The organism is Nisaea sp. (assembly GCF_040217065.1).
Lineage (GTDB): Bacteria > Pseudomonadota > Alphaproteobacteria > Thalassobaculales > Thalassobaculaceae > Nisaea.
On sequence record NZ_JAVJNX010000009.1, the window covers coordinates 265,377 to 287,837 of the forward strand.

General features: G+C 61.0%; 19 protein-coding genes and 1 tRNA gene. 6 read left to right on the top strand and 14 right to left on the bottom strand.

Annotated elements, in window-relative coordinates:
• Positions 1–189: 189 nt before the first annotated feature.
• Together RH950_RS13570 and RH950_RS13575 are read right to left on the bottom strand one after the other, a co-directional pair.
• Entirely contained in the window at positions 190–1,488 is a 1,299-nt protein-coding gene (locus tag RH950_RS13570) for an NAD(P)/FAD-dependent oxidoreductase (RefSeq protein WP_350057610.1), read from the bottom strand.
• 17 nt (positions 1,489–1,505) lie between these two features.
• Positions 1,506–2,609: a mandelate racemase/muconate lactonizing enzyme family protein gene (locus RH950_RS13575; RefSeq protein ID WP_350057612.1), complete on the bottom strand. Its 1,104-nt coding sequence runs from the start codon at positions 2,607–2,609 to the stop codon at positions 1,506–1,508.
• Positions 2,610–3,229: 620 nt separating this feature from the next.
• Between RH950_RS13575 and RH950_RS13580 the strand changes: the two genes are divergently transcribed.
• Positions 3,230–4,855 (top strand): GMC family oxidoreductase, encoded by a 1,626-nt coding sequence (locus tag RH950_RS13580; RefSeq protein WP_350057614.1) that lies wholly within the window; start codon positions 3,230–3,232, stop codon positions 4,853–4,855.
• Between the two features lie 158 nt (positions 4,856–5,013).
• Positions 5,014–5,105: transfer RNA gene (locus tag RH950_RS13585), tRNA-Ser, on the top strand.
• Between the two features lie 179 nt (positions 5,106–5,284).
• Here the strand turns inward: RH950_RS13585 and RH950_RS13590 are convergent.
• Complete coding sequence (locus RH950_RS13590) at positions 5,285–5,986, bottom strand: GntR family transcriptional regulator (RefSeq protein ID WP_350057616.1); 702 nt, start codon at positions 5,984–5,986, stop codon at positions 5,285–5,287.
• Between the two features lie 146 nt (positions 5,987–6,132).
• Between RH950_RS13590 and RH950_RS13595 the strand changes: the two genes are divergently transcribed.
• The 3 genes from RH950_RS13595 to RH950_RS13605 all read left to right on the top strand — a co-directional run bounded on the left by RH950_RS13595 (position 6,133) and on the right by RH950_RS13605 (position 10,266).
• Positions 6,133–6,423 carry a UxaA family hydrolase gene (locus RH950_RS13595; RefSeq protein ID WP_350057618.1) on the top strand — a complete coding sequence of 97 codons (291 nt, stop codon included), beginning with the start codon at positions 6,133–6,135 and terminating at the stop codon, positions 6,421–6,423.
• Positions 6,424–6,425: 2 nt separating this feature from the next.
• Positions 6,426–7,604, top strand: coding sequence for a UxaA family hydrolase (locus RH950_RS13600; RefSeq protein WP_350057620.1), 1,179 nt, complete (start codon positions 6,426–6,428; stop codon positions 7,602–7,604).
• Positions 7,605–8,169: 565 nt separating this feature from the next.
• Positions 8,170–10,266, top strand: a complete 2,097-nt coding sequence (locus RH950_RS13605; protein WP_350057622.1) for an AfsR/SARP family transcriptional regulator — start codon at positions 8,170–8,172, stop codon at positions 10,264–10,266.
• A 30-nt stretch (positions 10,267–10,296) separates the two neighbouring features.
• On the opposite strand, the gene RH950_RS13610 is transcribed toward RH950_RS13605, so the two are convergent.
• The 4 genes from RH950_RS13610 to RH950_RS13625 all read right to left on the bottom strand — a co-directional run bounded on the left by RH950_RS13610 (position 10,297) and on the right by RH950_RS13625 (position 13,317).
• Complete coding sequence (locus tag RH950_RS13610; RefSeq protein WP_350057624.1) at positions 10,297–10,962, bottom strand: amino acid ABC transporter permease; 666 nt, start codon at positions 10,960–10,962, stop codon at positions 10,297–10,299.
• A 1-nt stretch (position 10,963) separates the two neighbouring features.
• Complete coding sequence (locus RH950_RS13615) at positions 10,964–11,665, bottom strand: amino acid ABC transporter permease (RefSeq protein WP_350057626.1); 702 nt, start codon at positions 11,663–11,665, stop codon at positions 10,964–10,966.
• Positions 11,662–12,396 (bottom strand): amino acid ABC transporter ATP-binding protein, encoded by a 735-nt coding sequence (locus RH950_RS13620; RefSeq protein ID WP_350057628.1) that lies wholly within the window; start codon positions 12,394–12,396, stop codon positions 11,662–11,664. The genes RH950_RS13615 and RH950_RS13620 overlap by 4 nt, the downstream gene beginning before the upstream one ends.
• 84 nt (positions 12,397–12,480) lie before the next feature.
• Complete coding sequence (locus tag RH950_RS13625; RefSeq protein WP_350057630.1) at positions 12,481–13,317, bottom strand: transporter substrate-binding domain-containing protein; 837 nt, start codon at positions 13,315–13,317, stop codon at positions 12,481–12,483.
• A 438-nt stretch (positions 13,318–13,755) separates the two neighbouring features.
• Here RH950_RS13625 and RH950_RS13630 point away from each other — a divergent pair, with 438 nt between their 5' ends.
• Positions 13,756–15,207 (top strand): aldehyde dehydrogenase family protein, encoded by a 1,452-nt coding sequence (locus RH950_RS13630; RefSeq protein WP_350057632.1) that lies wholly within the window; start codon positions 13,756–13,758, stop codon positions 15,205–15,207.
• 99 nt (positions 15,208–15,306) lie between these two features.
• On the opposite strand, the gene RH950_RS13635 is transcribed toward RH950_RS13630, so the two are convergent.
• From RH950_RS13635 to hydA, 7 genes are all read right to left on the bottom strand, one after another.
• Positions 15,307–16,293: a sulfotransferase domain-containing protein gene (locus tag RH950_RS13635; protein WP_350057634.1), complete on the bottom strand. Its 987-nt coding sequence runs from the start codon at positions 16,291–16,293 to the stop codon at positions 15,307–15,309.
• On the bottom strand, positions 16,224–16,907 hold the full coding sequence (locus RH950_RS13640; protein WP_350057636.1) for an alpha/beta fold hydrolase: 684 nt from the start codon (positions 16,905–16,907) through the stop codon (positions 16,224–16,226). The genes RH950_RS13635 and RH950_RS13640 overlap by 70 nt, the downstream gene beginning before the upstream one ends.
• A 154-nt stretch (positions 16,908–17,061) precedes the next feature.
• Positions 17,062–18,057, bottom strand: coding sequence for an ABC transporter substrate-binding protein (locus tag RH950_RS13645; RefSeq protein ID WP_350057638.1), 996 nt, complete (start codon positions 18,055–18,057; stop codon positions 17,062–17,064).
• Positions 18,058–18,098: 41 nt separating this feature from the next.
• On the bottom strand, positions 18,099–19,208 hold the full coding sequence (locus RH950_RS13650; RefSeq protein WP_350057640.1) for an ABC transporter permease: 1,110 nt from the start codon (positions 19,206–19,208) through the stop codon (positions 18,099–18,101).
• Positions 19,205–20,089, bottom strand: coding sequence for an ABC transporter permease (locus RH950_RS13655; protein WP_350057642.1), 885 nt, complete (start codon positions 20,087–20,089; stop codon positions 19,205–19,207). The genes RH950_RS13650 and RH950_RS13655 overlap by 4 nt, the downstream gene beginning before the upstream one ends.
• Entirely contained in the window at positions 20,076–20,906 is an 831-nt protein-coding gene (locus tag RH950_RS13660) for an ABC transporter ATP-binding protein (protein WP_350058532.1), read from the bottom strand. Before RH950_RS13660 ends, RH950_RS13655 begins: the two co-directional genes overlap by 14 nt.
• Positions 20,907–20,993: 87 nt before the next feature.
• Positions 20,994–22,448 carry a dihydropyrimidinase gene (gene hydA / locus RH950_RS13665; protein WP_350057644.1) on the bottom strand — a complete coding sequence of 485 codons (1,455 nt, stop codon included), beginning with the start codon at positions 22,446–22,448 and terminating at the stop codon, positions 20,994–20,996.
• Between the last annotated feature and the right edge of the window lie 13 nt (positions 22,449–22,461).

Sequence of the window (22,461 nt, forward strand, 5' to 3'; positions counted from 1 at the left end):
GCCGTCGCCGAAAGACGCCGGTGCGGCACTTCAGTCGCGCGACTTCCTGCAAAGCTGGATCGGGATCGGGCGTGAGGCTCTCACCGCCCGAGACGGGCATAACGCCCAGATTGGACTTCAGAACAGGTCCATTCTCGATAATAGATCAGGCCAATTGTTTCCAAAATCGATTCTAAACCTGTCTCCCGCCTATCGGTTGAAGCTGTCACGCCATCGATAGAACGCTACGGATGCGGAGAGGAACCACGGCCGTCCGGTATAGAGCGGACGGGTCGGGAAGCTGATCCCGTCGAACCCGGTGCGCCCTTCCTTCAGGCCCAGAATCTTTTGCGCCACGCGCATTCCCAGATATCCCGACATGGAGACACCGGAACCGCAATATCCCATCGCATAGTGAATGTTTTCATGAGTGCCGACATGCGCCAGCGTGTCGAAGGTATAGGCGACGAACCCCATCCAGGAATGGCTGATCCGGACATTCTCCAGTTCGGGGAAAAGACCGATCAGGTCCCGGCGCAGCAAGGGCGCGCTCTTGAGAGGGTTGGTTTCGCTGGCCGACACACGCCCGCCGAACAGGATTCGGCTGCGATCCGGCGACGGACGGTAGTAGTAAACAACCTTGCGGCTGTCCCCGAGCATCCGGTTCGTCGGCATGATCCGGTCCATCAGGTCCGGAGATAATGCCTCGGTCGCGATAATATAGCTGCCGATCGGAATAACGCGCCGGCGCTGCCAGCCCGCTTCCGCTCCCGTATAGCCATTCGTGGCGACAAGCACGTTTCCGGCTCTGACAGAACCGCCGGGAAACTTCACGCGAAAGCCGGGTGCCGTTTCTTCGATCCCGGCAACCGGACAATGCGTCACCACACTCACACCGGCCGCGCGGGCGCGCTCAAGCAGCCCCTGGTGAAACAGCCCCGGATCGAGGGAGGCGGTGCTGGTGTTCACCACGCCGCCGTAATAGGCGTCCGTTCCCAACTCGCGGTGCTGCTCGGCCCGCGGAATCACTTCAAGCGGTTCTTCCAGACCCTCGGGCTGGTGGTCGGCGGCCCGGGCCATGGCTTCAAACTGGGCCTGATTGTGCGCACCGGTAAACTTGCCCGGAACGGCGAAGTCACACTGGATGTTCTCCGATGCAACAAAGTCCGTCACCCACTCAAGCGCGCGCGATCCTTCCCGGATGATCTCGAACGCCGTATCGGCACCGTAGCGCCGGGTCAGTTGTTCATAACCCGGTTTGATCGACCGGCTGATCTGCCCGCCATTACGGGTGCTGCAGCCCCAACCGGCATCCTCCGCGTCGAACACCACAACCGACCGGCCCGCCCGGGCCAGCACCAGTGCCGCAGAGAGGCCGGTGTAACCGGCCCCGACAATGGCGACATCGATTTTCTCCGGCACCGCCGTCTTCCTGAGCCTTGGCCTCGGGGATTTCTCCCACCAATAGGGCTCTGTCTTGAAATCCTCGGTAAAGATATCGCTCTGCATGGTTCCGTGTCCGCGTTTCAGCTGTCGAGCTCGCTGCACTGATAGTGCGCATTCTCCAGCCAATCGCGCCTGACCTGAATGCCCCAGCCCGGCTCGGAGGGTATGTGAACCTTGCCGTCCCTGGCTATCGGGAACGGGTCATAAAGACCTTTCTGCCACGGATAGTAATCAAGCCCTTCGATGGCAAACTCGACATACGGTCCGGCCGCCTCAATCGCCCCCATCAGGTGCAGCGTGAAAACCGTCACAAGGGAAAGATTCGCCGAATGCGGCGTACAGGCCATCTCGTACCGCTTGGCCAGCTCCGCCACCCGCATGGTCCGGGTAATCCCGCCGAGATAGCAGATGTCGGGCTGCAGCACATCGACCGCCCCCATCGATGCCATGCGGCGCCAGGTCGCCAGATCGCAATCCTGCTCTCCGCCGGTCACGTCGATATCGAGCGCGTCGGCAACTTCCTTCGTCCAGTCCAGCTCCCAATAGGGGCACGGCTCCTCGTAATGGGAGAAGCCGTTATCCTCCAGCATCCGGCCGACCTCGATCGCGCGCTTCGGGGTGAAACAGCTGTTGGCGTCGGCCAGCAAGGTTGCCTTGCCGCCGAAGGCCGCGCTCATGGCCGTGATAATCTCTTCAGTCCGGCCGGGCCATTCATCGACATCATGCCCGTATTCACTGCCCACCCGGATCTTGAAGGCATCGTAGCCGCATTCGTCCTGCAGCTTCTTCAGACGCTCCACTTCATCCGCCGGGGAGATATCCCGTCGCATGCTCGAGCCATAGACCCGGAGAGGCCGCGGTGTGCCGCCGAGCAGCTCGCAGACCGTCTTGCCCTCGCGCTTGCCGTAGAGGTCCCAGAGCGCGGTATCGACGCCGCCGATGGCCCGCCGGAGATAGGCGCCGGGGAACTTGTGCTCCTTCTCCGGAATGATATCGACCAGCCCGTTCAGATCGAACGCATCCCAACCGAGCGCGTAAGGCGCCACCTGCCTGTGCAGTACGAGAGAGGAAATATCGGAATTATAGGTCGAGACCTGTCCCCATCCTTCGCTGCCGTCTTCCGTGCTGACCCGCACGAACCCAACGAACTCCGTACTGAAGGTCTCGATCTTGGTGATTTTCATCCGTGGCTTCCCATGCGTTTGGATCGATGCCGGAAACTGGCCGCCGCCCGAGACTGAGTGATGACTGATCTTGACCGGCAATTTGGCTGAGATTTAAGGTCCATTAATCGGCAAATCGCCAGACCAAATTTGGCAATAGGGTAATATCTGCACCTCAGGCGGTTGAAAGTTCAGCGATGGTAAGACGAGCCGCGGGAGCGGCTGAAGCCTGGATCATCGAGGATGATTGTGACGGTGCGTATTATTATGGCGAGCAGCCGGTCCCGACCCTGAAGAGCATCGACCACGCCGACCGAGTGTTTTAAGTCGGCACCAGCATGTAGCCGAGCGGAATCTCGCGGGATTGCCGAAACTGAAGCCGGCCGATGCCGGACTGCACAGGATTGCGCATCTGCCTGACGATCTTGACGAAAGACTGGTCGCGGAGGCAGCAGACAGGGCCGGCATCGCGGTGACACTATCCAGGCGATATGTGACCGCCCCTCACCCTGAATGACCGCGTGCTTGGTTCCAGCAGGGTACAACCAAGCGATATGGAAGCGGGGACCAACGTCCTGGTAAATGTTCTCGACACTATCTTCCGGGACAGTCGGAAGACAAAGACAGTAAGGGTTTGAGACTTGGAAGAGCAGTTTGATTACATCATCGTCGGCGCCGGCTCGGCGGGATGTGCGCTTGCCGGGCGCCTCAGCGAAAACGGCCGGCACCGGGTGCTGCTGCTGGAAGCGGGCGGGGATGACCGGAAATTCTGGATCCAGGTGCCCATCGGCTACGGCAAGTCCTTCTACGATCCGTCGGTGAACTGGATGTACATGACCGAGCCGGTGCCGACTGCCGGAAACCGCCAGAGCTATTGGCCGCGCGGCAAGGTGATCGGCGGTTCGAGCTCGATCAACGCGATGGTCTATATCCGCGGTCAGGCCGAGGATTTCAACGACTGGCGCGAGGCGGGCAATCCCGGCTGGGGCTGGGACGATATTCTGCCGGTCTATCGCCGGATGGAGTCCCACGCATGGGGCGAAAGCCCCTGGCACGGCAGCTCCGGCCCGCTCCATGTCAGTGCCCCGAAGGACGAGTTGCATCCGCTCTGCGAGGCCTATATCAAGGCCGGGGAAGAGGCCGGCCTGCCGCGCAACGATGATTTCAACGGCGCCAGCCAGGAAGGTGTCGGCACCTATCATGTGACAACCCGGGACGGCCTGCGCATGTCCGCCGCCCGCGCCTATCTCTGGCCCGCCCGGCGGCGGGCGAATTTGCGGGTCGAGAAGCACGCCATGGCCGAGCGCCTGCTGTTCGACGGAACCCGTGCGACCGGCGTCGAATACAGATGCCGCGGAGCGCTGAAACGCGCCCATGCAAATGCCGAGGTGATCGTCTCCGCCGGGGCGGTCGGCAGCCCCCTGCTGCTGATGCGCTCCGGCATCGGCCCGGCGGCAGACCTGAAGGCGGCCGGGATCGACGCGCGTGTCGACCGCCCCGGCGTCGGGCGGAACATGCAGGATCACTACATCGTCGACCAGACGCTGAAATCCAGGCTGCCGACACTCAACAACACGCTGACGCCATGGTGGGGGAAACTCTGGGCCGGGCTGCAATATGTCACGGCACGGCGCGGGCCGATGTCCCTCAGCCTCAATCAGGGCGGCGGATTCTTCAAAACCCGTCCGGATCTCGACCGGCCCAACATGCAGCTCTACTTCTCGCCATTGAGCTACCTGAAGGGCCCGCCGGGCAAACGCGCCCTGATGCATCCCGACCCCTTTGCCGGCTTCATCCTGAGCATCTCTCCCTGCCGTCCGACCAGCCGCGGCTATCTGCGTCTCCGCTCCACCGATCCCGAGGCCGCGCCGGAAATTCACCCCAATTACCTGGCGACAGAGCATGACCTGCAGGACAATCTGGAAGGGCTTAAATTCCTGCGCCAGCTCACCAGCACGCCGACGATGAAGGACATCGTCCTGGAGGAACTTTTCCCCGGCCCCCATGTCGACAGCGACGAGGCCATGCTGGACTACATCCGGACCAGGGGCGGCAGCGTTTTCCATCCGAGCAGCACCTGCATGATGGGCCCGGACCCGCAGACCTGCGTCGTCGATGCCGGGCTGAACGTCTATGGTGTGGAGACTCTGCGTGTGGCCGATGCCTCCATCTTCCCGACGGTGACGTCAGGAAACATCAATGCCCCCTCGATCATGGTCGGCGAGAAGGCGAGCGACATCATCCTGCAAGCCGGCAAAACCCTTTAGAACCGCGACCTTCCTCCCGTGCAGGCCATGCACGGACCGCCTGCCCCGGAAAAAAACATGCTCCGATGAATCGCATTGATTGACAGCCAGCAGGCCGCCGCATAGAAGAGGCGCTGCATACGTCGAGCAGCGGGCTTACCTGCTGTTTCACTCCGTGCGGAGGGGTGGCCGAGTGGCTGAAGGCGGCGGTTTGCTAAACCGTTATACTGGGAAACTGGTATCGAGAGTTCGAATCTCTTCCCCTCCGCCAATTCTACCTTCTGCTTCCTCTGTATAACCGCCAGTCAGAAATCCATATTCCGGGTTTCCTGAAAACGGCCATCCGCACCCAGCGCCGGGTCCCGCGCTTCATCCATCTCGTCTGTCTGCAGAGCTTGTGGTCAACAAACACCTTCTCCCCCGGCCCTTGACCTTCGGAGGCAGCGTGCGTCAGGTCAGAGAGACGCCGTAGGCATGATGGTCGGTCAGATAGATGCTTGATCGCACCTCGACGCAACGATCGGCAATGTCATAGGCTTTTCGCTCAACCTGCATGACGGCACGGGCCGGATCAACCCGGAGCGCACCGGCAGCTTCATCGCCCGCCGCACAGGCCTTGATACATTCGTCCGCGCGGACGATCGCGATCCTAAAAGCGTGCTGATACAGCACATAAAGCGCGTTCGGCAGCGGCACTCGGAGGGCGAGCCCCGGGAACAAGAGCTCCGGAACGACTGACCTTTCAAAGATCAGGCGGGCGCCGTCAATCGTCCGCACCCGGACAATTTCATAAACCTCATCCGGTGCGCCTGTCAGTGCCTCACGTTCGGCAGCGCTGGCCCGGCGCGACGACACCGTTTCCTCTGCCAGATCCGGAACCGCCTGCGTTCCATCCGGATTGCGCAGCCTGAAAAACTGGAAAAGGGCATTCTCGGGGGTCCGGACGGAAACGAAACTTCCGACGCCCTGCCGGCGTTTGATGATCCCTCTCCGCTCCAGCTCCTCAAGCGCCTTGCGCGCGGTCCCCTGGCTGACGCCGAGCTCCGCACCAAGGTCGGTCTCGCTCGGCAGCATGCCACCCGGCACCAGGTCGCCCGTAACGATCCGGTCGATCACGGTCCCGATCACGATCTTGTAGAGTGGCTCCGTCATGCGGTGCGCCCGACCCCGTCAGTTTTCATCAAACATTCGGCTGTCCGTTTAGCAGATCGTCACGCATCAGTCTTGTATAAGAATTCTGCTAGATGTATGGACGTATCTAGCGAAACTCGAGAAACGAACCAGAGGGAGCCCCTGACATGAGCAATATCCCGCAATTGCTGGTCCACAACCCGGACGACACGGTCGGTGTCGTCGTGGTGGAGGACCTGAAAGCCGGCACCGAGATGCTGTGCGTCGTCACGCACGACAATTCGGACTTCCGGCTGACCGCCAAGGCGGACATCCCGATCGGCCACAAGGTCGCCCTGAAGGATCTCAGCGCCGGCGATACAGTCATCAAATATGGCGAGGATATCGGCAAGATGGTCGGCAGTGCCGGTGTCGGCGAGCACGTCCATACCCACAACATGAAAACCAAGAGGTGGTAGAAATGGCCGATCTTGCAAACACGAGCGTGAATGCCTGGCGCCGGGAAAACGGCCGCGTCGGTGTCCGCAACCACATCCTGATCCTGCCGGTGGACGATATTTCCAATGCCGCCTGCGAGGCCGTGACGAATAACGTCAAGGGAACCATGGCGATCCCGCACGCCTATGGCCGCCTGCAGTTCGGCGAGGACCTGGACCTGCATTTCCGCACCATCATCGGCACCGGCGCGAACCCGAACGTCGCCGCCGTCGTGGTGATCGGCATCGAGCCGGAATGGACCAAGGTAATCGTCGACGGCATCGCCAAGACCGGCAAGCCGGTCACCGGCTTCTCCATCGAGCAGAAAGGCGACTTCGAGACAATCCGGGCCGCTTCCTGGCAGGCCAAGGAATATGTCCACTGGGCCACGGAACTGCAGAAGGAAGCTGTGCCGCTGACAGACATCTGGGTCTCGACCAAATGCGGCGAGAGCGACACCACCACCGGCCTCTCCTCCTGCCCGACTGTCGGCAACATGTATGACAAGCTGCTGCCGCACGGCCTCTATGGCTGCTTCGGGGAGACCTCGGAGATCACCGGCGGCGAACATATCTGCGAGGCCCGCGCGGCAACGCCGGAGATCGGCGCAAAGTTCCGCAAGATCTGGCAGGCCTATCAGGATGAGGTCATCTTCGCCCACCAGACGGACGACCTGTCGGACAGCCAGCCGACCAAGGGCAACATTCTCGGCGGCCTGACGACCATCGAGGAGAAGGCGCTGGGCAATCTGGAGAAGATCGGACGGACCTCGACCTATATCGACGCCATCGGCCCGGCCGAGACGCCGGAAAAAGGCCCCGGTCTCTATTTCATGGACAGCTCATCGGCGGCGGCGGAATGCGTCACCCTGATGGCGGCCGGCGGTTACGTCATCCACACCTTCCCGACGGGACAGGGCAACGTGGTCGGCAACCCGATCGTGCCGGTCATCAAGATCTCCGGCAACCCGCGAACCCTGCGCACCATGTCGGAACATATCGACGTGGACGTGACCGGCGTGCTGACCCGGGAGATGACCATCGACCAGGCCGGGGATTCGCTGATCGACATGATCATCCGGACCGCGAACGGCCGGAACACAGCAGCCGAAGCGCTTGGTCACCGTGAATTCTCCATGACCAAGCTCTATCGTTCCGCCTGATCCGCGTTTCACTCAAGAGAAAAGCCGGCCCCGTTGTGTGGCCGGCTTTTTCATTCTGGCCACGCCTGCAGGGCTCGTCTTGCCGGTGTGATATTTGGGTCCCGTATCGACTTCTCGACGAATAGCTGTCTTGATCTCGGAATGGCCCCGGGCATCTTGGAAATCACTCCTACGCGGGACGCACCGGAAGCCCTGACACAAGACCGGGGCAGGATGTCATCCGGATTGCAGCAGGAGACGACCGGCGTCCGTTTTTCGAACTCCCGACGGAGCCAGTCCGCCCTATGGTTCCGCAACACTTCACTACCGCACCTTTGTACAAGAGATAAGAGGTAGCGGCAGCCGATGACAGCGTGATGACCGATTCAGTGCAGCAATTCGATACTGGTTTGGCCGACGGGTCTGCAAACCGGTTTACCAAACCGAAACAGCGCCACGCCAACAGATTCACGCCGGGTGTGTCGGAGCGCTCTATCACAAGCAATCGTCCTTTTGGGGATTGAACGGGAAGCAATCTCGTTTAGGCTTAATCATTAGGTACCTGACAGGAATGCCTGCACTCTGGATGAAGCCAGATGTCACTTTGCCGGATACCATGGTCGACTCTCCCCATCATCTGACCAACGACCCCACCCCTCTCGAAAGTGCAGTGGCGAATGCCGGTGCACGTCCGACGTCGGAACGGTTCAGAGTGAGCCTGTTCGGCGGTTTTCTCATTGAAGCTCCTGGCGGAATGAAAGCCATGCCGGGCAGGAAGGCGCAGGCCATCCTCGCCTACCTGATGCTGCTTCCGTCCAGGAAAGCGACGCGCGAGAGCATTGCTGGTCTGCTCTGGAGCGGTGCGGCGGAAGACCGTGCCCGGGCATCTCTCAGGCAGGCACTCCGCAAACTGAACCGGTATTTTGAAATCGTTGGCGTCGTCGGGATCGACGTCACGCGAAACGAAATCTGCCTGAACGCCAAAATGTTTGAAACGGACCTGTGGGCCGTCCTCGAGAACGATGCCAATGCACCGGTTCATCCGATCCTTGTACAACGCTCGGATATCTCGTCCTCGCTGCTGCTCGGCTTCGAAGATCTGGACCAGGCGCTGCACAGCTGGATTCTCACACAGAGGCAAAATCTGCATGATCGGCTCGTCTCCAGCCTTGAGCGACGGCTGAAACAACGGCCGGGCGCTTCCGTCTATGAGGTGACAGAGAGCGCGAGAAACGCGGCGCTGGCTCTTTCCAATCTCGACCCGACGCATGAAGGTGCGTGTCGGGAACTCATGCGGCAACATGTCCATTCGGGCGATACCGGCTCGGCCCTGAAGCGTTACAACCGCCTCTGGTCGCTTCTTGAAAGCGACTACGACACGGAACCTTCCGACGAGACCAAGGCGCTGGTCGCCCTGATCAAGACCGGTTTTGGGCAGGATGACGAACATCACAAACGCTCAGGCGATGGCCTCACCAGTCTCGACCCAAGCGGTACACCGCGCCTGATCATCGAACCCTTCACCGATACAGGCATACCGGACCCGCTGAAATTCATGGCCCGCGCCTTCCGGCATCAGTTCATGTCGAGCCTGTTGAAGTTCAGGGAATGGCTGGTGCTTGATAACGAGCATAGTCAACGCCAGAGAGTTGTCCTCCCGACCGATCCAACTTACAGGATTTCGGGCGATGCATTCGTCAAGGACACGGTTCTTCATGTGCTGGTTTCAGTTCGCGACATGGCCAGCGACACCATCCTCTGGAGCGAGGAGAACCCGGCCAACCTCGATACCTGGCCTCGGACACTCCGGCAACTCGTCCAGAAACTCGCCATAGCAATCAACATTCATGTGTCACCTGCGCGGCAATCGCCAAAGCATGAAGAGTTGGCCGAATCCTCGCCGGTTTATGACCGCTGGATGCAGGGGCGCCGGCTGATGCACCGCTGGACCGCGACAAGCTGGAGTCAGGCTGAAGAGATCTTCACGTCGGTCAGCCTGGAACGTCCCGACTTTGCACCGGGCCATTCCAGCCTTTCCTTCTGCGCCAGCATGATCCGGTTTGTCGCTCCGGGATTGCGTGAGAATCCCGGTCTTTCCAAACTCGCTCTCAGACGCGCCCAGCGGGCAATAGAACTGGGGCCAAGAGATGCGAAGAGCTATCAGGCATCCGGCTGGGCCCATATCACAAATGGTGAGTTCGAGCGGGCACACCTCTGTTTTGGTATCTCGGAAACCCTGAATGAGAGCGATATCGGTGTCGCGGCATCTTCCGCATTGGGGCTCGCCTATTGTGGCGAATCAGAGGAAGCGTTGCGACGCTTCGATCACTTTCAGGATTCCGGATTCGACTACCAGCCGCTGCACTGGTCCATTGAAGCCGCGTGCCGCTTTATCTGCCGCGACTATCCGGGAACATTGTGGGCCGCGGCGCAAGCGACAGACGGCGCATACTATCCGCAAATCTGGGCCGCGATGGCTTTCGCCCAGCTTGGGAATAGCGCCACGGCGGACCGTGAGGCCCGCAAATTTCTTGCCGCGGCGCGCGAGAACTGGGCCGGCGATGTGTCGCCTCTGCCCGGCGACATCGCCCGATGGTTCCTCTCCGTCCAGCCGTTTCGCAATCCCGAGGACTATTTGCACATGAAGCACAGCCTGGAACGCGCTGGCCTGACGACGCGCTGAGCGCCGGGGCCAGCGCCCTGTTCGGGGCATTTATTGGCCGACTCTATGCTCCATTCTGCTGAGGAGTCTGACAATTGGCCAGAGGATCACCAGATACATCGCCGCCGCCATGACGAGCGGCGAGGAATTGTATGTCAGCGATCGCGCCATATCGGCGGAATAGAGCAGTTCCTGAAACGATACGACGCTGGCGATCGAGGTCAATTTCACGACTTCAATGCTGTTGCTGAGCAGATCCGGCAAAACGTTCCGCGTTGCCTGGGGCAGCACCACATAGGCCATGGTCTGAAGTCGCCCGAGCCCCGTGGATCGGGCCGCCTCGGCCTGACCGGCGCCAATACTCTCGATACCGGCCCGGAAGATCTCCGCATAATAGGCTGAGTTGTTGAGCAAGAAGGCAATGCAGACCGCCGCGAATGGCGAGATATCCAGACCGGCGAAGGGCAGTCCGGCATAAACGAAAATCAGCAGCACCAGAGGCGGAACGGCTCTGAACAGATCGATAAAGGCGATGACTGCATATCGCACTACCCGACTGCGGTTGCGGGCCGCAAGCGCAACAACCAGTCCGCCGAGCAAACCGAGCGGAATTACAGCCGTACATAGAAGAAGCGTAAGACCGGCGCCGCGAAGCAGCAACGGAAAGGCTTCCGTCATGATTTCCCAGTTAAAGAAATTGAAGATCAGCATTTCCATGTCAGGCGCGCCTCCACTGGAACCGTGTCTCGATCCAGCGGCCGACAATGACGACCGGAATGAAAAGCAGGATGTAGGCGATCGCCCCCATCATCAGCGGCGTGGCGCTGCCGGAGAAGGATTGCGCCGTCGAGGCCTCGTTCAAGATCTCTCCGACCCCGATCACGGTACCCAGGGCCGTGTTCTTGGTAATTGCGATTGTCCGGTTTGTCAGTGGGGCGACCGTCATACGGACCGCCTGGGGCACCACCACATAAATCAGACACTGACCGAATCCGAGTCCGGTAGAGCGTGCCGCTTCCCATTGCCCCTTGCGGACCGAAAGGATACCGGCCCAGAAGATTTCCTCAGCAAAGGCCGCGAGCACCAGCGTCAGAACCAGCCACAGGACGACGAAGCCGGACAGCGTCAGGCCAACGGTTGGCAAGCCGAAATACATCAACAGGATGATGACCAGTGGCGGCATGGACCTCAACAGGTCGACCAGCCCCACGATGACCAGGGACAATGCGGTTATCCGGTAGGCCCGCACGATCGCCAGCGCCATGCCAAGCGCCAACCCGCAGACGACCACAAGCAGCGCGATCTCGCAGGTGACGATGACGCCATTCCCGATGGCGCCGGCATATTGATCGATCAGGTCCGGCCGGAAAAAGGTTTCAGTGAAGCGGGCCCACATATTGGTTTCCGGCGCCGCGCTCATTGAGCGATCTCTTGCATGAACTCGCGGGTTCGGACGTGTTCGGGAGATTCGAAGATCTTGTCCGGCGTTCCTTCTTCAAGAATTTGCCCGTCCGCCATGAAGATCACCCGGTCGGCGGCCGCGCGGGCAAAGCGCATCTCGTGGCTTACGACAACCATCGTCATGCCGGCTTCGCGCAGCTGCTGCATGACCTGCAGGACACTGCCGACCAGTTCGGGATCGAGTGCGCTGGTAGGCTCGTCGAACAGCATGACGGACGGCTCAAGCGCTAATGCACGGGCAATCGCGACCCGCTGTTGTTGTCCGCCGGAAAGCTCTCCCGGATGGGAATCCGCCTTGTCGCCCAGACCGACCCTGTCCAGCATGGCTTCGGCGATCTCGTTCGCTTCTGCCCGTGATCTGCCGAGCACCTTGCGCAAGGCCAGTGTGACATTGTCCCGCGCCGTCAGGTGGGGATAGAGGTTGAACTGCTGGAAAACCATGCCGAGGCGGCGGCGCATCAGATTGATGTCCACTGACCGGTCCATCAGATTGACACCATCGAACAAGACGGAACCGCCGGTCGGCTCTTCCAGCCGGTTGAAGCATCTCAGCATGGTGCTCTTGCCGGACCCGGATGGCCCGATAACGAAGACCAACTCACCGGTATTCAGGGTAAAGTCGACACCTTTCAAGGCATCGAAGTCACCGAATGACTTCCAGAGACCGCGCGCCTCGAGGATCGCTGCCATAGTCAGGATTTCTTTCTAAAGGTATCGGAGCGCATCACGGCGGCGCGCAGCGGATCGCAGGCGCCGCCGTGACGAAGTGAGCTATCAGTTACAGGACGGCGTGTGCGCGGTCGGGTCGTAACCTTCGAAACCCGGCTCGCCATATCCGGGCCGAACAGTGACTGCCGTGGAACCGGCAGCAGGCGTCACGCCGAACCATTTCTCGCTTAATGCCACCAGGGTTCCGTCGAGTTTCATGCACTCGATCGCCGCATCCACCTGGTTGCGCAGCTCCACGCTGTCCTTGCGGAACGGCACAGAGAACACCTTGCCTGTCGAATGCAGGTAGGAGAGCTCAATCATGGGGTTTTTCTTCACCGCCCAGGCAACGCCGGTATTGCCTGCGACATTGGCGAACGCCCGCCCGGAAATAACCGCCTGAACGGCATCTGTCTGGGTGCCGTAGGATTCGACCTTCCAGCCGATCTCGCCCTCCAGGCCCCTGGCCCATTTATCGTAGGCAGACCCTTTGTTCACCGCGATCACCTTGCCGGCGAACTCTTTCAGAGACTCTATCTTGGCCGAACCTTTCTTCACGACAAACTGGAAGTCCGTATCGAGATATCCCTCGCTGAACAGCATACTCTTGGAGCGGTCTTCGGTCAGCGTGGTCGGCGCAACGAGAAAGTCATAGGTTCCCGCCTGCATGCCCGGGAGCAATCCGGACCATTGGGCCGCGGTGATATCCATTTCGGCGCCAAGTCGTTTTCCGAGAGCCTCGGCAAAATCGACATTGAATCCCTCGACGCCACCGGAAAGTTTCGGCATGGCGTGCGGAGCAAAGGTTCCGTCCAGCGCGACCTTGTAGGTCTTCGCTTCAACGCCGCCTGCAAACATGATCGCAGTGACTGCGCCGATAGCCGCAATTCTCATGAAATTCATAATTAGCCTCCTTGTTTTTGAACCGCCTGCCCGCCGCTTCGTTTTCAATGATGTCTGTCCCGACAGACGCCATTTCGGCTGGGCTCCACTGACAGGAACGCAGGACGCGCGCCTGTTTCGCAGAAGCGAATTGTTCGGAGATCAGAAGCTCCAAACGATTGGTCTCGAACTCTAGACCGAGATATTGCGGCGCAACAATATGATTCTTCGAATGAAACATTGCCGATGATTCCATAATGCTTCAATTGGTCTGGTTGCAGTTGCGTATGTTGCACCGAACAATTCCATGGGCTAATGGGAGCTATGCCTTCTTACGAAAGGCTCCTTGTACCGGCCCTTCCCACTACCCAAATGCGGCTTCAGAGCCGTCCAGTCCTGAGACGGGTCAACATTCACTGAGAGAGCGCGCGGATCGACGAATTGCCGCGGGAGGATCAAATGGAACGAAAGACCGATTTCTTTATCGACGGAAAATGGGTGGCGCCGGCCAGCGCCAATGACTTTGAGGTCATCAACCCGGCCAACGAGACCCCTTTCGCGATGATTTCCCTCGGCAGCGAAGCCGACGTGAATAAGGCTGTCGCAGCCGCGAAAAATGCTTTCACGACCTGGAGCGTCACGCCACACGATGTGCGTGTCGGCTATGTCGAGAAGCTGGCGGAGATATACCAGGAGCGCATCGAGGAGATGGCGACCGCGATCTCCAACGAAATGGGCGCGCCGAAGAACATCGCCAGCAGCCAGCAGGCCGCCGCTGGCCTGGGCCATATCAAGGCCTTCATCCGGGCGCTGAAGGAATTCACCTTCGAGCATCCGCTGAATGAAAAATTCCAGACCGAATACATCATGCATGAGCCGATCGGTGTCTGCGGCCTGATCACGCCGTGGAACTGGCCGATGAACCAGGTGACCCTGAAGGTGATCCCGGCCGTCGGCGTCGGCTGCACCGTGGTGCTGAAGCCGTCTGAAATCGCACCGATGTCCTCCCTGCTCTTCGCCGAGTTCATGGAACAGGCCGGTTTCCCGGCCGGTGTGTTCAATCTCGTCAACGGCGACGGCCCGACCGTCGGCGAAGCGATGAGCAAGCATCCCGACATCGACATGATGAGCTTCACCGGCTCCACCCGCGCCGGTATCGCCGTCACCAAGGCGTCGGCCGACACGGTCAAGCGCGTTGCGCTTGAACTGGGCGGCAAGGGTCCGAACCTGGTGTTCGCCGACAGCGATGTCGCCAAGGCCGTGAAGCGCGGTGTGCTGCACATGTTCAACAACAGCGGTCAGAGCTGCAACGCTCCAAGCCGGATGATTGTCGAAAAGTCTGCCTATGATGAAGCTGTCGCGACAGCCAAATCCCTGGCCGAAGCGCAGGAAATCGGCGACCCTACCCAGGAAGGCCGTCAGATCGGCCCGGTGGTCTCACAGGCCCAGTTCGACAAGATCCAGGGCCTGATCGAATCCGGCATCAAGGAAGGCGCGACCCTCCTCGCCGGCGGCCTCGGCCGTCCGGATGGACTGAATCGCGGCTACTACGTGAAGCCGACGGTGTTCGCGGACGTGAAGGAAGACATGACCATCGCCCGGGAGGAAATCTTTGGCCCGGTGCTCTCGATCATGAAATTCGAGGACGAAGCGGACGCGGTCCGGATCGCCAACGACACACCGTATGGCCTGACATCCTATGTGCAGACCGGTGATCCGGAGCGGGCCAAGCGCCTCGCCCGTCAGCTCCGGGCCGGCATGATCCAGCTTAACGGGGCCGGCCGTGCGCCGGGCAGCCCGTTCGGTGGCTACAAACAGTCCGGCAACGGACGTGAGGGCGGTGAATACGGCCTGATTGAATTCCTAGAAGTGAAGGCTGTCTCCGGCTGGCCGGCCGAAGCTGCCGAATAGCGTTCCGAGACTATACCAGGAGCGGCCGCATCATCCTGATGCGGCCGCTTTTCTTTGCGGTATGCAGACAATGCCGATTGCCCCCCACCTCGGACCTGATCAGGGCAGGTAACCGAAACGCGTCATGACAGCCCCATGGTCTGTTTCGATCCGCGTGCGTTGCGCCGCCGTCAGCCCGGTCACGCCGCCGCCCGGTTTTCCTGATCGGAAGAACCGCTCCATATGCGGCGGTCGTTCGATGAATCCGTCCTTTGATTCCTCGCGGCTTAGGGTCTCGAAGGCGCTGTTGCGCACCGCTTTCGCCAGCCGGTCGGCGGATACCGGCATGCCCAAGGTCTTCAGGATCGAGCCGAAAGCCGCTTCCGTGTCACGATGCAGATCTTCATAACGCACCGCGCAGACGGGAATGACTTTCTGATCCGTCCAGGACTCCACGTGCCGATCCCAGCGCCCCAGGATGGTGCTCATCTCGAAATCGCCGGCGGTCGTGATGTTCTGGTCGCTCGCGATCCGGTCGATCGCCTCATCGACGTCAACACCGAAATGCGCCGCATAGGAGAGGATCATGTCCCGCGGGTCACGCAGGATATAGATTGCGCCCGCCGTCACTGCCGTATTGATCAGTGGCACGCTGCCATATTCGGCAAGCTGGGAATGAGTCTTCACAAAATGATCGTGATCCCGGGCGGCGGCGAGCCGGCGCTGCGCTTCCGGCCGCAGGGCGCGCACTTCCTCGATCGTCAGGCTGGTCAGGGATTTCTCGGTCAGGCCGTCGAAAAAGCGCGGGCGTGTGTCGCTCAGCGTGAAACCGCGCAATTCATTGATTGAGATTGGTTCATCGTGATCGAGAATGTAATTCGCCAACAGGGCCCGCATCCAAGTGTTCCCGGACTTGGGGTAGGACGCAAGCCAGATGATTCGCGACATGAAACGACCAGAAGTGAGTGTACTAACCCGGCCAGTGTAGTCGCCATGCCATCGAATACAAGATGGAGGATGACCGGAACGGCCCGGCGTTATTCCAGCCAGGCCCCGAGCAGGGCCGCCATCTGCTCCGGCGCCTCCAGCGGCAGCATGTGACCGCATCCCTCGACGATCTCCAGACGCGCGCCCGGGATGCCGTCGGCGAGTTCTGTTGCCTCGCCCAGACTGCGCAACTCGTCCTGCCGGCACCAGACCACCAGGGTGGGACAGGCGATCGCACCGAGACGGCCGTGCCCGTCCTGCCGGACGACGCCGATCTGGTTCACGAACCCATCCTTGCCGATCCGGTCCGCCATTTCCCGGATCCTCGCCACCAGAGTTTCGTCCGAACGCCGGTCCGGATGCAGCGACGACAGGATGGAATGACGGGACAGGCCGCGAAAGCCCCTGCCCTCGGCCGCCTTCGCAAGACCGGCCTTGCGCCCGGCCTGTTCCGGACTGTCGCCGCGGGCGCTGGTATTCACAAGGGCCAGTCTCTCGACCCGCTCCGGCGCCATCAGCGCAATCTCTCGGGCAACGAATCCGCCCATCGAGAAGCCGACCAGGGAAAACCGTTCCGGCGCGTCGGCCAGGACCCGCTCCGCCATCGCCTCGAACGACCGGTCCCGCGTGAGATCGCCGAAATGCAGATGTCCGAGAAAGCGCATGCCATCGACGACATCATCCCAGAGATGCTGGTCGCACATAAATCCGGGGAGAAACAGGATGTCGGTCATTTAAAGCCCTGAGGATGCACGGAAGGAAATGGATGGAACCCAGATTACTCCGGCGCGGGCGGAAACATCCAGTCAAGCGCCGCCAGCCGCCCGTGAGCGCATGAAAAAGGCGGCCCTGAAGCCGCCTTTTCCGGATCTTTGCAACAAACGTCGCCTATTTCAGCGCCTTGTCCGTGATCAGGTGCGTCCAGGCGTTTTCCGGCTTCTTGGTGATGACCGGGCTGGAGCCGCCCTTCAGCAGGGTGGTGACCGTCCGTTCGTAATCCGCCGGATCGAGCGCGCCGTTGGTGCCGGCCGTCAGCTTGGCGATTTCACGCATCATGCGGCGCTGGTGCTTTTCAGTCTGGGCACCGGTGGCATCGTTCTCGAGCACGATATCAGCCGCCTCGTCGGGATGCTCGGCCGCATATTTCCAGCCTTTCATGGACGCTCTCACGAAGCGCGCCATCTTGGAAACGAAAGCCGGGTCCTTCAACTTGTCCTCAAGCACGTAGAGGCCGTCTTCGAGCGTGGCCACGCCCTGATCCTGGTATTTGAAAACCACCAGATCGTCCGGCGACAGGCCGGCATCGATGACCTGCCAATATTCGTTGTAGGTCATGGTCGAGACGCAGTCTGCCTGCTTCTGCAACAGCGGGTCGACGTTGAAACCCTGCTTCAGCACGGTGACTCCGCCGGCGCTGCCATCGGTCTTGATACCGAGCTGGGACATCCAGGACAGGAACGGATATTCGTTGCCGAAGAACCAGACACCGAGTGTCTTGTCCTTGAAGTCCGCCGGAGATTTGATGCCGGTATCCTTCCGGCAGGTCAGCATCATGCCCGAAGTCTTGAACGGCTGGGCGATATTGACCAGCGGCACGCCTTTTTCACGGCTGGCCAGCGCGGACGGCATCCAGTCGATGACCACGTCTGCCCCGCCGCCGGCAATGACCTGCGGAGGCGCGATGTCCGGGCCGCCCGGCTTGATCTCGACGACCAGTTCTTCCAGCTCGTAGAAACCCTTGTCCGCAGCGACGTAATAGCCGGCGAACTGCGCCTGGGTCACCCATTTGAGCTGCAGCGTGACATGGTCGTCGCCTTCGGCCATCGCCGTGGCGGCGGCCAGACTGAATGCTCCCGCGAGCAATCCTGTCAGCATCTTTTGCATGGTTACTCTCCTCATTCGATGAAGCCTGCCTGACCCCGGACTTATCTGTTTGACGGGTGCCAGAATGTAAGGGTGCGCTCGATCAGTACGAGCCCCCCGTAGAAAGCGGAACCGGCGAGCGCCGCAACCGCAATTTCCGCCCAAACCATGTCGACATTCATGCGGCCGACCTCGGTTGATATGCGGAACCCCATGCCCACAGTCGGTGTTCCAAAGAACTCCGAGACAATAGCGCCGATCAGCGCCAGCGTGGAGTTGATCTTGAGGGCATTGAATATGAACGGCAGCGCCTCGACGAGACGCAGCTTCAGCAACGTCTGGCCGTAGCCGGCCGCATAGGTGCGCATCAGGTCGCGCTGCATTGCACTGGAGGCCGAGAGGCCTTCCAGCGTGTTCACCAGCATCGGAAAGAAGGTCATGATGACGACAACCGCCGCCTTCGACTGCCAGTCGAAGCCGAACCACATCACCATGATCGGCGCCACGCCGATGATCGGCAGGGCGCTGACCATATTGCCGACCGGCATCAGCCCGCGCTTCAGGAAAGGCGAGCGGTCAACCAGGATCGCGACGGCGAAACCGATGCCGCAGCCAAGCACATAGCCGGCGAGCACCGCCTTCAGGAAGGTCTGCACGAAATCCGCCCAGAGAGTCGGCAGCGAGGTAATCAGCGTGCCCCAGACCGCGCTCGGGGACGGCAGCAGCACCTGCGGCACACCGGCACCGCGCGTGATCGCCTCCCAGATCAGGATCAGCCAGATCCCGAAAATCAGCGGAATCAACAGGTTGATTGCCTGCCTGGCCGACGGCGGCAGGACCTTGGAGGCCGCCGTCAGCAGGGTCACGCAGCTCCAGGCTGCCAGCCAGCCGGAAACCAGCAGGGCCCAGTAAGCCGGTCCCATGCTGCCCTCGCCATGGCTGACATGCGCGACCAGAGGGATGGCGGCAAGATGTACCGTCACAAGCAGCAGGAATGCGGCCGGCGCCCCCCGGCGCCAGATAGCGGCCATGGCATAGGAGAACGCCAGCAATCCCGCGGCGAGGCCGTAGGACGGCGACCACAAAGCCTCGGGCGACACGATCTGGAGCACGACGGCAACAAGCAAAGCTGCGGCACCGAGGGGGATGGTCAAAGGCAGGGACCTGCTCATCGTGCTATCCCCATGCGTCGGCGCACCGCCTTGTCCGCGACCCCGACAATGGTTACCAGCATGGCCGCGAGGAAGGCCGCACTCAGCAAGGCCGACCAGATCTGCACGGTCTGTCCGTAGTAGGAGCCGGCCAGAAGCCGCGCGCCCAGTCCGGCCACGGCCCCGGTCGGAAGCTCGCCGACGATGGCGCCGACAAGGCTGGCGGCTATCGCCACCTTCATCGAGGTGAAGAGGAACGGGATGGATGACGGCCAACGCAGTTTCCAGAATGTCTGGAAGGTGGACGCGCTGTAGGTCCGCATCAGGTCAAGCTGCATCGGATCCGCCGAACGCAGCCCTTTCACCACCCCGACCGTCACCGGGAAGAAGGACAGATAGGTCGATATCATCGCCTTCGGGATCAGGCCGGAGATGCCGATCGCGTTCAACACCACGATGACCATCGGCGCGATGGCCAGGATCGGGATCGTCTGGGACGTGATGATCCACGGCATCAGGCTGCGCTCTAGGCTCTCGACATGAATGATCGCCGCCGCCAGCGTAATTCCCAGAAGTGTGCCCAGAACAAAGCCCAACATGGTCGAAGAAAGCGTTATACCGCTATGATAAACCAGACTTCTTTTGGATGTTATGCGCTTCTCGACCGTGGTGTTCCAGATCTCGACCAGAACCTGGTGCGGTGCCGGCAGCACCGGCCGTTTCTGGTTCAGGGTAGCTTCTATGAAAGCCCCGCTGGTTTGCGTCTGCTGCGTCCGCTCGTTCTGGTCCCGCTGAAACGGTGCATTCAGCACAGCCGCACCAAGATACCAGATCACGATCAGGATGAGCACGACGGCCGCAACCGCCGCACCCTGCGATTTCAACAGTTTATTGATCGTCATAGGCATGCCCCGCCCTGAGACCGTCACGAACCCGGTGGGCGATCGCCAGGAACTCCGGTGTCTCCCGGATATCGAGGGTCCGTACACGCGGCAGATTGCAGTCAATAACGTCATGAACCCGTCCGGGGCGTGGCGACATGACGACGATCTTGGTCGACAGGAACACCGCTTCCGGGATCGAGTGCGTCACGAATATGACCGTCTTGTTGGTCCGGTCCCAGAGTTGGTTGAGCTGCTCGTTCAGGTGGTCGCGAACGATCTCGTCCAGCGCGCCGAAGGGCTCGTCCATCAGCAGCAGGTCAGGTTCCACGGCGAGCGCCCGGGCGATCGAGGCCCGCTGCTGCATGCCGCCGGACAGCTGCCAGGGAAATTTCCGCTCGAAGCCGGCGAGATTTACGAGCGCCAGATTGCGGGCGATCCGCTCTTCGCGCTCGGCCTGGTCGAGCCCCATGATCTCCAGCGGCAGCGCGACATTGCCGGCAATCGTGCGCCACGGATAGAGCGCCGCCGACTGGAACACATAGCCGTAGGCACGCTTCCGCCGGGCCTCTTCCGGTGTCATGCCGTTGACCGCGATGCTGCCGGATGTCGGCTTCTCCAGATCGGCGATGACACGCAGCAGCGTGGTCTTGCCGCAACCGGACGGGCCGATGAAGGAGACGAACTCCCCCCGGTCGACCGCCAGGTCCACATTCGAGAGCGCGTGCACCGGCCCGTCGTTCGTTTCGAAGGTCAGGCAAAGCTCCCGCGCCTCGATAACCCGGAATGCATCGGCTTCGGCCGCGCCTGCCGTAGAGGCGGCACCGGTTGCCTGGATCTCTGTCACCATATTCTCCAAATCGGCGGACCGTCCGACCCCTGTCGGCGGTCCGCTTCCATTTTGTCCGGTATCTTCTGGTCCGGTCTAGACGCCGGCCGGCATATTCGCGGCCGAGCGCACCACCTTGCGGGGCGCCGTCAGTTCCTTCCACTTGGAAAGCGCCTTGCTGGTTGCCGGGTACGGATCGCGGCCGACGAACTTGCCGCGCCCTTCCGCCGCATCGACCTTGCCCTCGGTCGCCACCACGTCGCCGCGGCTCAAGGTGAATCGCGGCAGGCCGGTCACCTCAATGCCTTCGAAGACATTGTAATCGATGGCAGAGACCTGCTTCGCCGCCGTGATGGTCTTCGACGCCTTCGGGTCCCAGACCACCAGATCGGCATCTGCCCCGACCATTACCGCACCCTTTTTCGGGAACAAATTCAGAATCTTGGCGATGTTTGTTGATGTCACCGCGACAAATTCGTTCGGGGTCAGACGGCCAGTATTCACGCCGCGTGTCCAGAGCACGGGCAACCGATCTTCCAGCCCTCCGGTGCCGTTCGGGATCTTGGTGAAATCGCCCAGCCCCATGCGCTTCTGGTCCGTGGTGAAAGCGCAATGGTCGGTCGCCACGCATTGCAGCGAGCCGGCAGCCAGACCGGCCCAGAGCCCGTCCTGATGCTTCTTGTCCCGAAACGGCGGGGACATGACACGGCGCGCGGCATGGTCCCAGTCGGCATTGGCATACTCGCTTTCGTCCAGCACCAGATGCTGGATCAGCGGCTCACCGAAGACGCGCTTGCCGTTCTGCCGGGCCCGGCGGATGGCCTCGTGCGCCTCCTCGCAGGAGACATGCACGATATAGAGCGGCACATTCGCCATGTCGGCGATCATGATGGCCCGGTTCGCGGCTTCGCCCTCGACTTCCGGCGGCCGGGAATAGGCGTGTCCCTCCGGCCCGTTATTGCCCTCGGCCAGCAGTTTTTCCTGCAGGTGCGCGACGACATCGCCATTCTCCGCATGCACCAGCGGCATGCCGCCGATATCCGCGCAGCGCCGGAACGAGGAGAACATCTCGTCATCCTCGATCATCAGCGCGCCCTTGTAGGCCATGAAATGCTTGAAGGTGTTGATGCCGCGGTTCACCACCAGCTGCATCTCGTCGAAGACCTGCTCCGACCACCAGGTGATGGCCATGTGGTAGGAATAGTCGGTCACCGCCTTGGAGCTTTTCTGGTCCCAGCTCTGCAAAGCCTGCATCAGGGACTGGTCCGGTACCGGCAGGCAGAAATCCACCACCATGGTGGTGCCGCCGGCAACCGCCGCCGAGGTGCCGCTGTGGAAATCGTCCGCCGAATAGGTGCCCATGAAGGGCATTTCCATATGCGTGTGCGGATCGATGCCGCCCGGCATGATGTAGCAGCCGGTCGCGTCGATGGTCTGGTCGCCCTTCAAGCCCTTGCCGATGGCGGTGATCACACCGCCTTCGATCAGGACATCGGCCTCGAAACTGTGGTCTGCGGTGACGACTGTGCCGCCCTTGATGACTTTCGACATGAACGCGCTCCTC

Bases quoted from the DNA above. Each gene is read 5' to 3' on its own strand.
- RH950_RS13630 (WP_350057632.1), top strand. From the start codon at position 13,756: ATGGAACGAAAGACCGATTTCTTTATCGACGGAAAATGGGTGGCGCCG.
- RH950_RS13625 (WP_350057630.1), bottom strand. From the start codon at position 13,317: ATGAATTTCATGAGAATTGCGGCTATCGGCGCAGTCACTGCGATCATG.
- RH950_RS13610 (WP_350057624.1), bottom strand. From the start codon at position 10,962: ATGGAAATGCTGATCTTCAATTTCTTTAACTGGGAAATCATGACGGAA.
- RH950_RS13590 (WP_350057616.1), bottom strand. From the start codon at position 5,986: ATGACGGAGCCACTCTACAAGATCGTGATCGGGACCGTGATCGACCGG.
- RH950_RS13655 (WP_350057642.1), bottom strand. From the start codon at position 20,089: ATGACGATCAATAAACTGTTGAAATCGCAGGGTGCGGCGGTTGCGGCC.
- hydA (WP_350057644.1), bottom strand. From the start codon at position 22,448: ATGTCGAAAGTCATCAAGGGCGGCACAGTCGTCACCGCAGACCACAGT.
- RH950_RS13650 (WP_350057640.1), bottom strand. From the start codon at position 19,208: ATGAGCAGGTCCCTGCCTTTGACCATCCCCCTCGGTGCCGCAGCTTTG.
- RH950_RS13640 (WP_350057636.1), bottom strand. From the start codon at position 16,907: ATGACCGACATCCTGTTTCTCCCCGGATTTATGTGCGACCAGCATCTC.
- RH950_RS13600 (WP_350057620.1), top strand. From the start codon at position 6,426: ATGGCCGATCTTGCAAACACGAGCGTGAATGCCTGGCGCCGGGAAAAC.
- RH950_RS13620 (WP_350057628.1), bottom strand. From the start codon at position 12,396: ATGGCAGCGATCCTCGAGGCGCGCGGTCTCTGGAAGTCATTCGGTGAC.
- RH950_RS13635 (WP_350057634.1), bottom strand. From the start codon at position 16,293: ATGCGGTCACATGCTGCCGCTGGAGGCGCCGGAGCAGATGGCGGCCCT.
- RH950_RS13645 (WP_350057638.1), bottom strand. From the start codon at position 18,057: ATGCAAAAGATGCTGACAGGATTGCTCGCGGGAGCATTCAGTCTGGCC.
- RH950_RS13575 (WP_350057612.1), bottom strand. From the start codon at position 2,609: ATGAAAATCACCAAGATCGAGACCTTCAGTACGGAGTTCGTTGGGTTC.
- RH950_RS13595 (WP_350057618.1), top strand. From the start codon at position 6,133: ATGAGCAATATCCCGCAATTGCTGGTCCACAACCCGGACGACACGGTC.
- RH950_RS13570 (WP_350057610.1), bottom strand. From the start codon at position 1,488: ATGCAGAGCGATATCTTTACCGAGGATTTCAAGACAGAGCCCTATTGG.
- RH950_RS13615 (WP_350057626.1), bottom strand. From the start codon at position 11,665: ATGAGCGCGGCGCCGGAAACCAATATGTGGGCCCGCTTCACTGAAACC.
- RH950_RS13605 (WP_350057622.1), top strand. From the start codon at position 8,170: ATGAAGCCAGATGTCACTTTGCCGGATACCATGGTCGACTCTCCCCAT.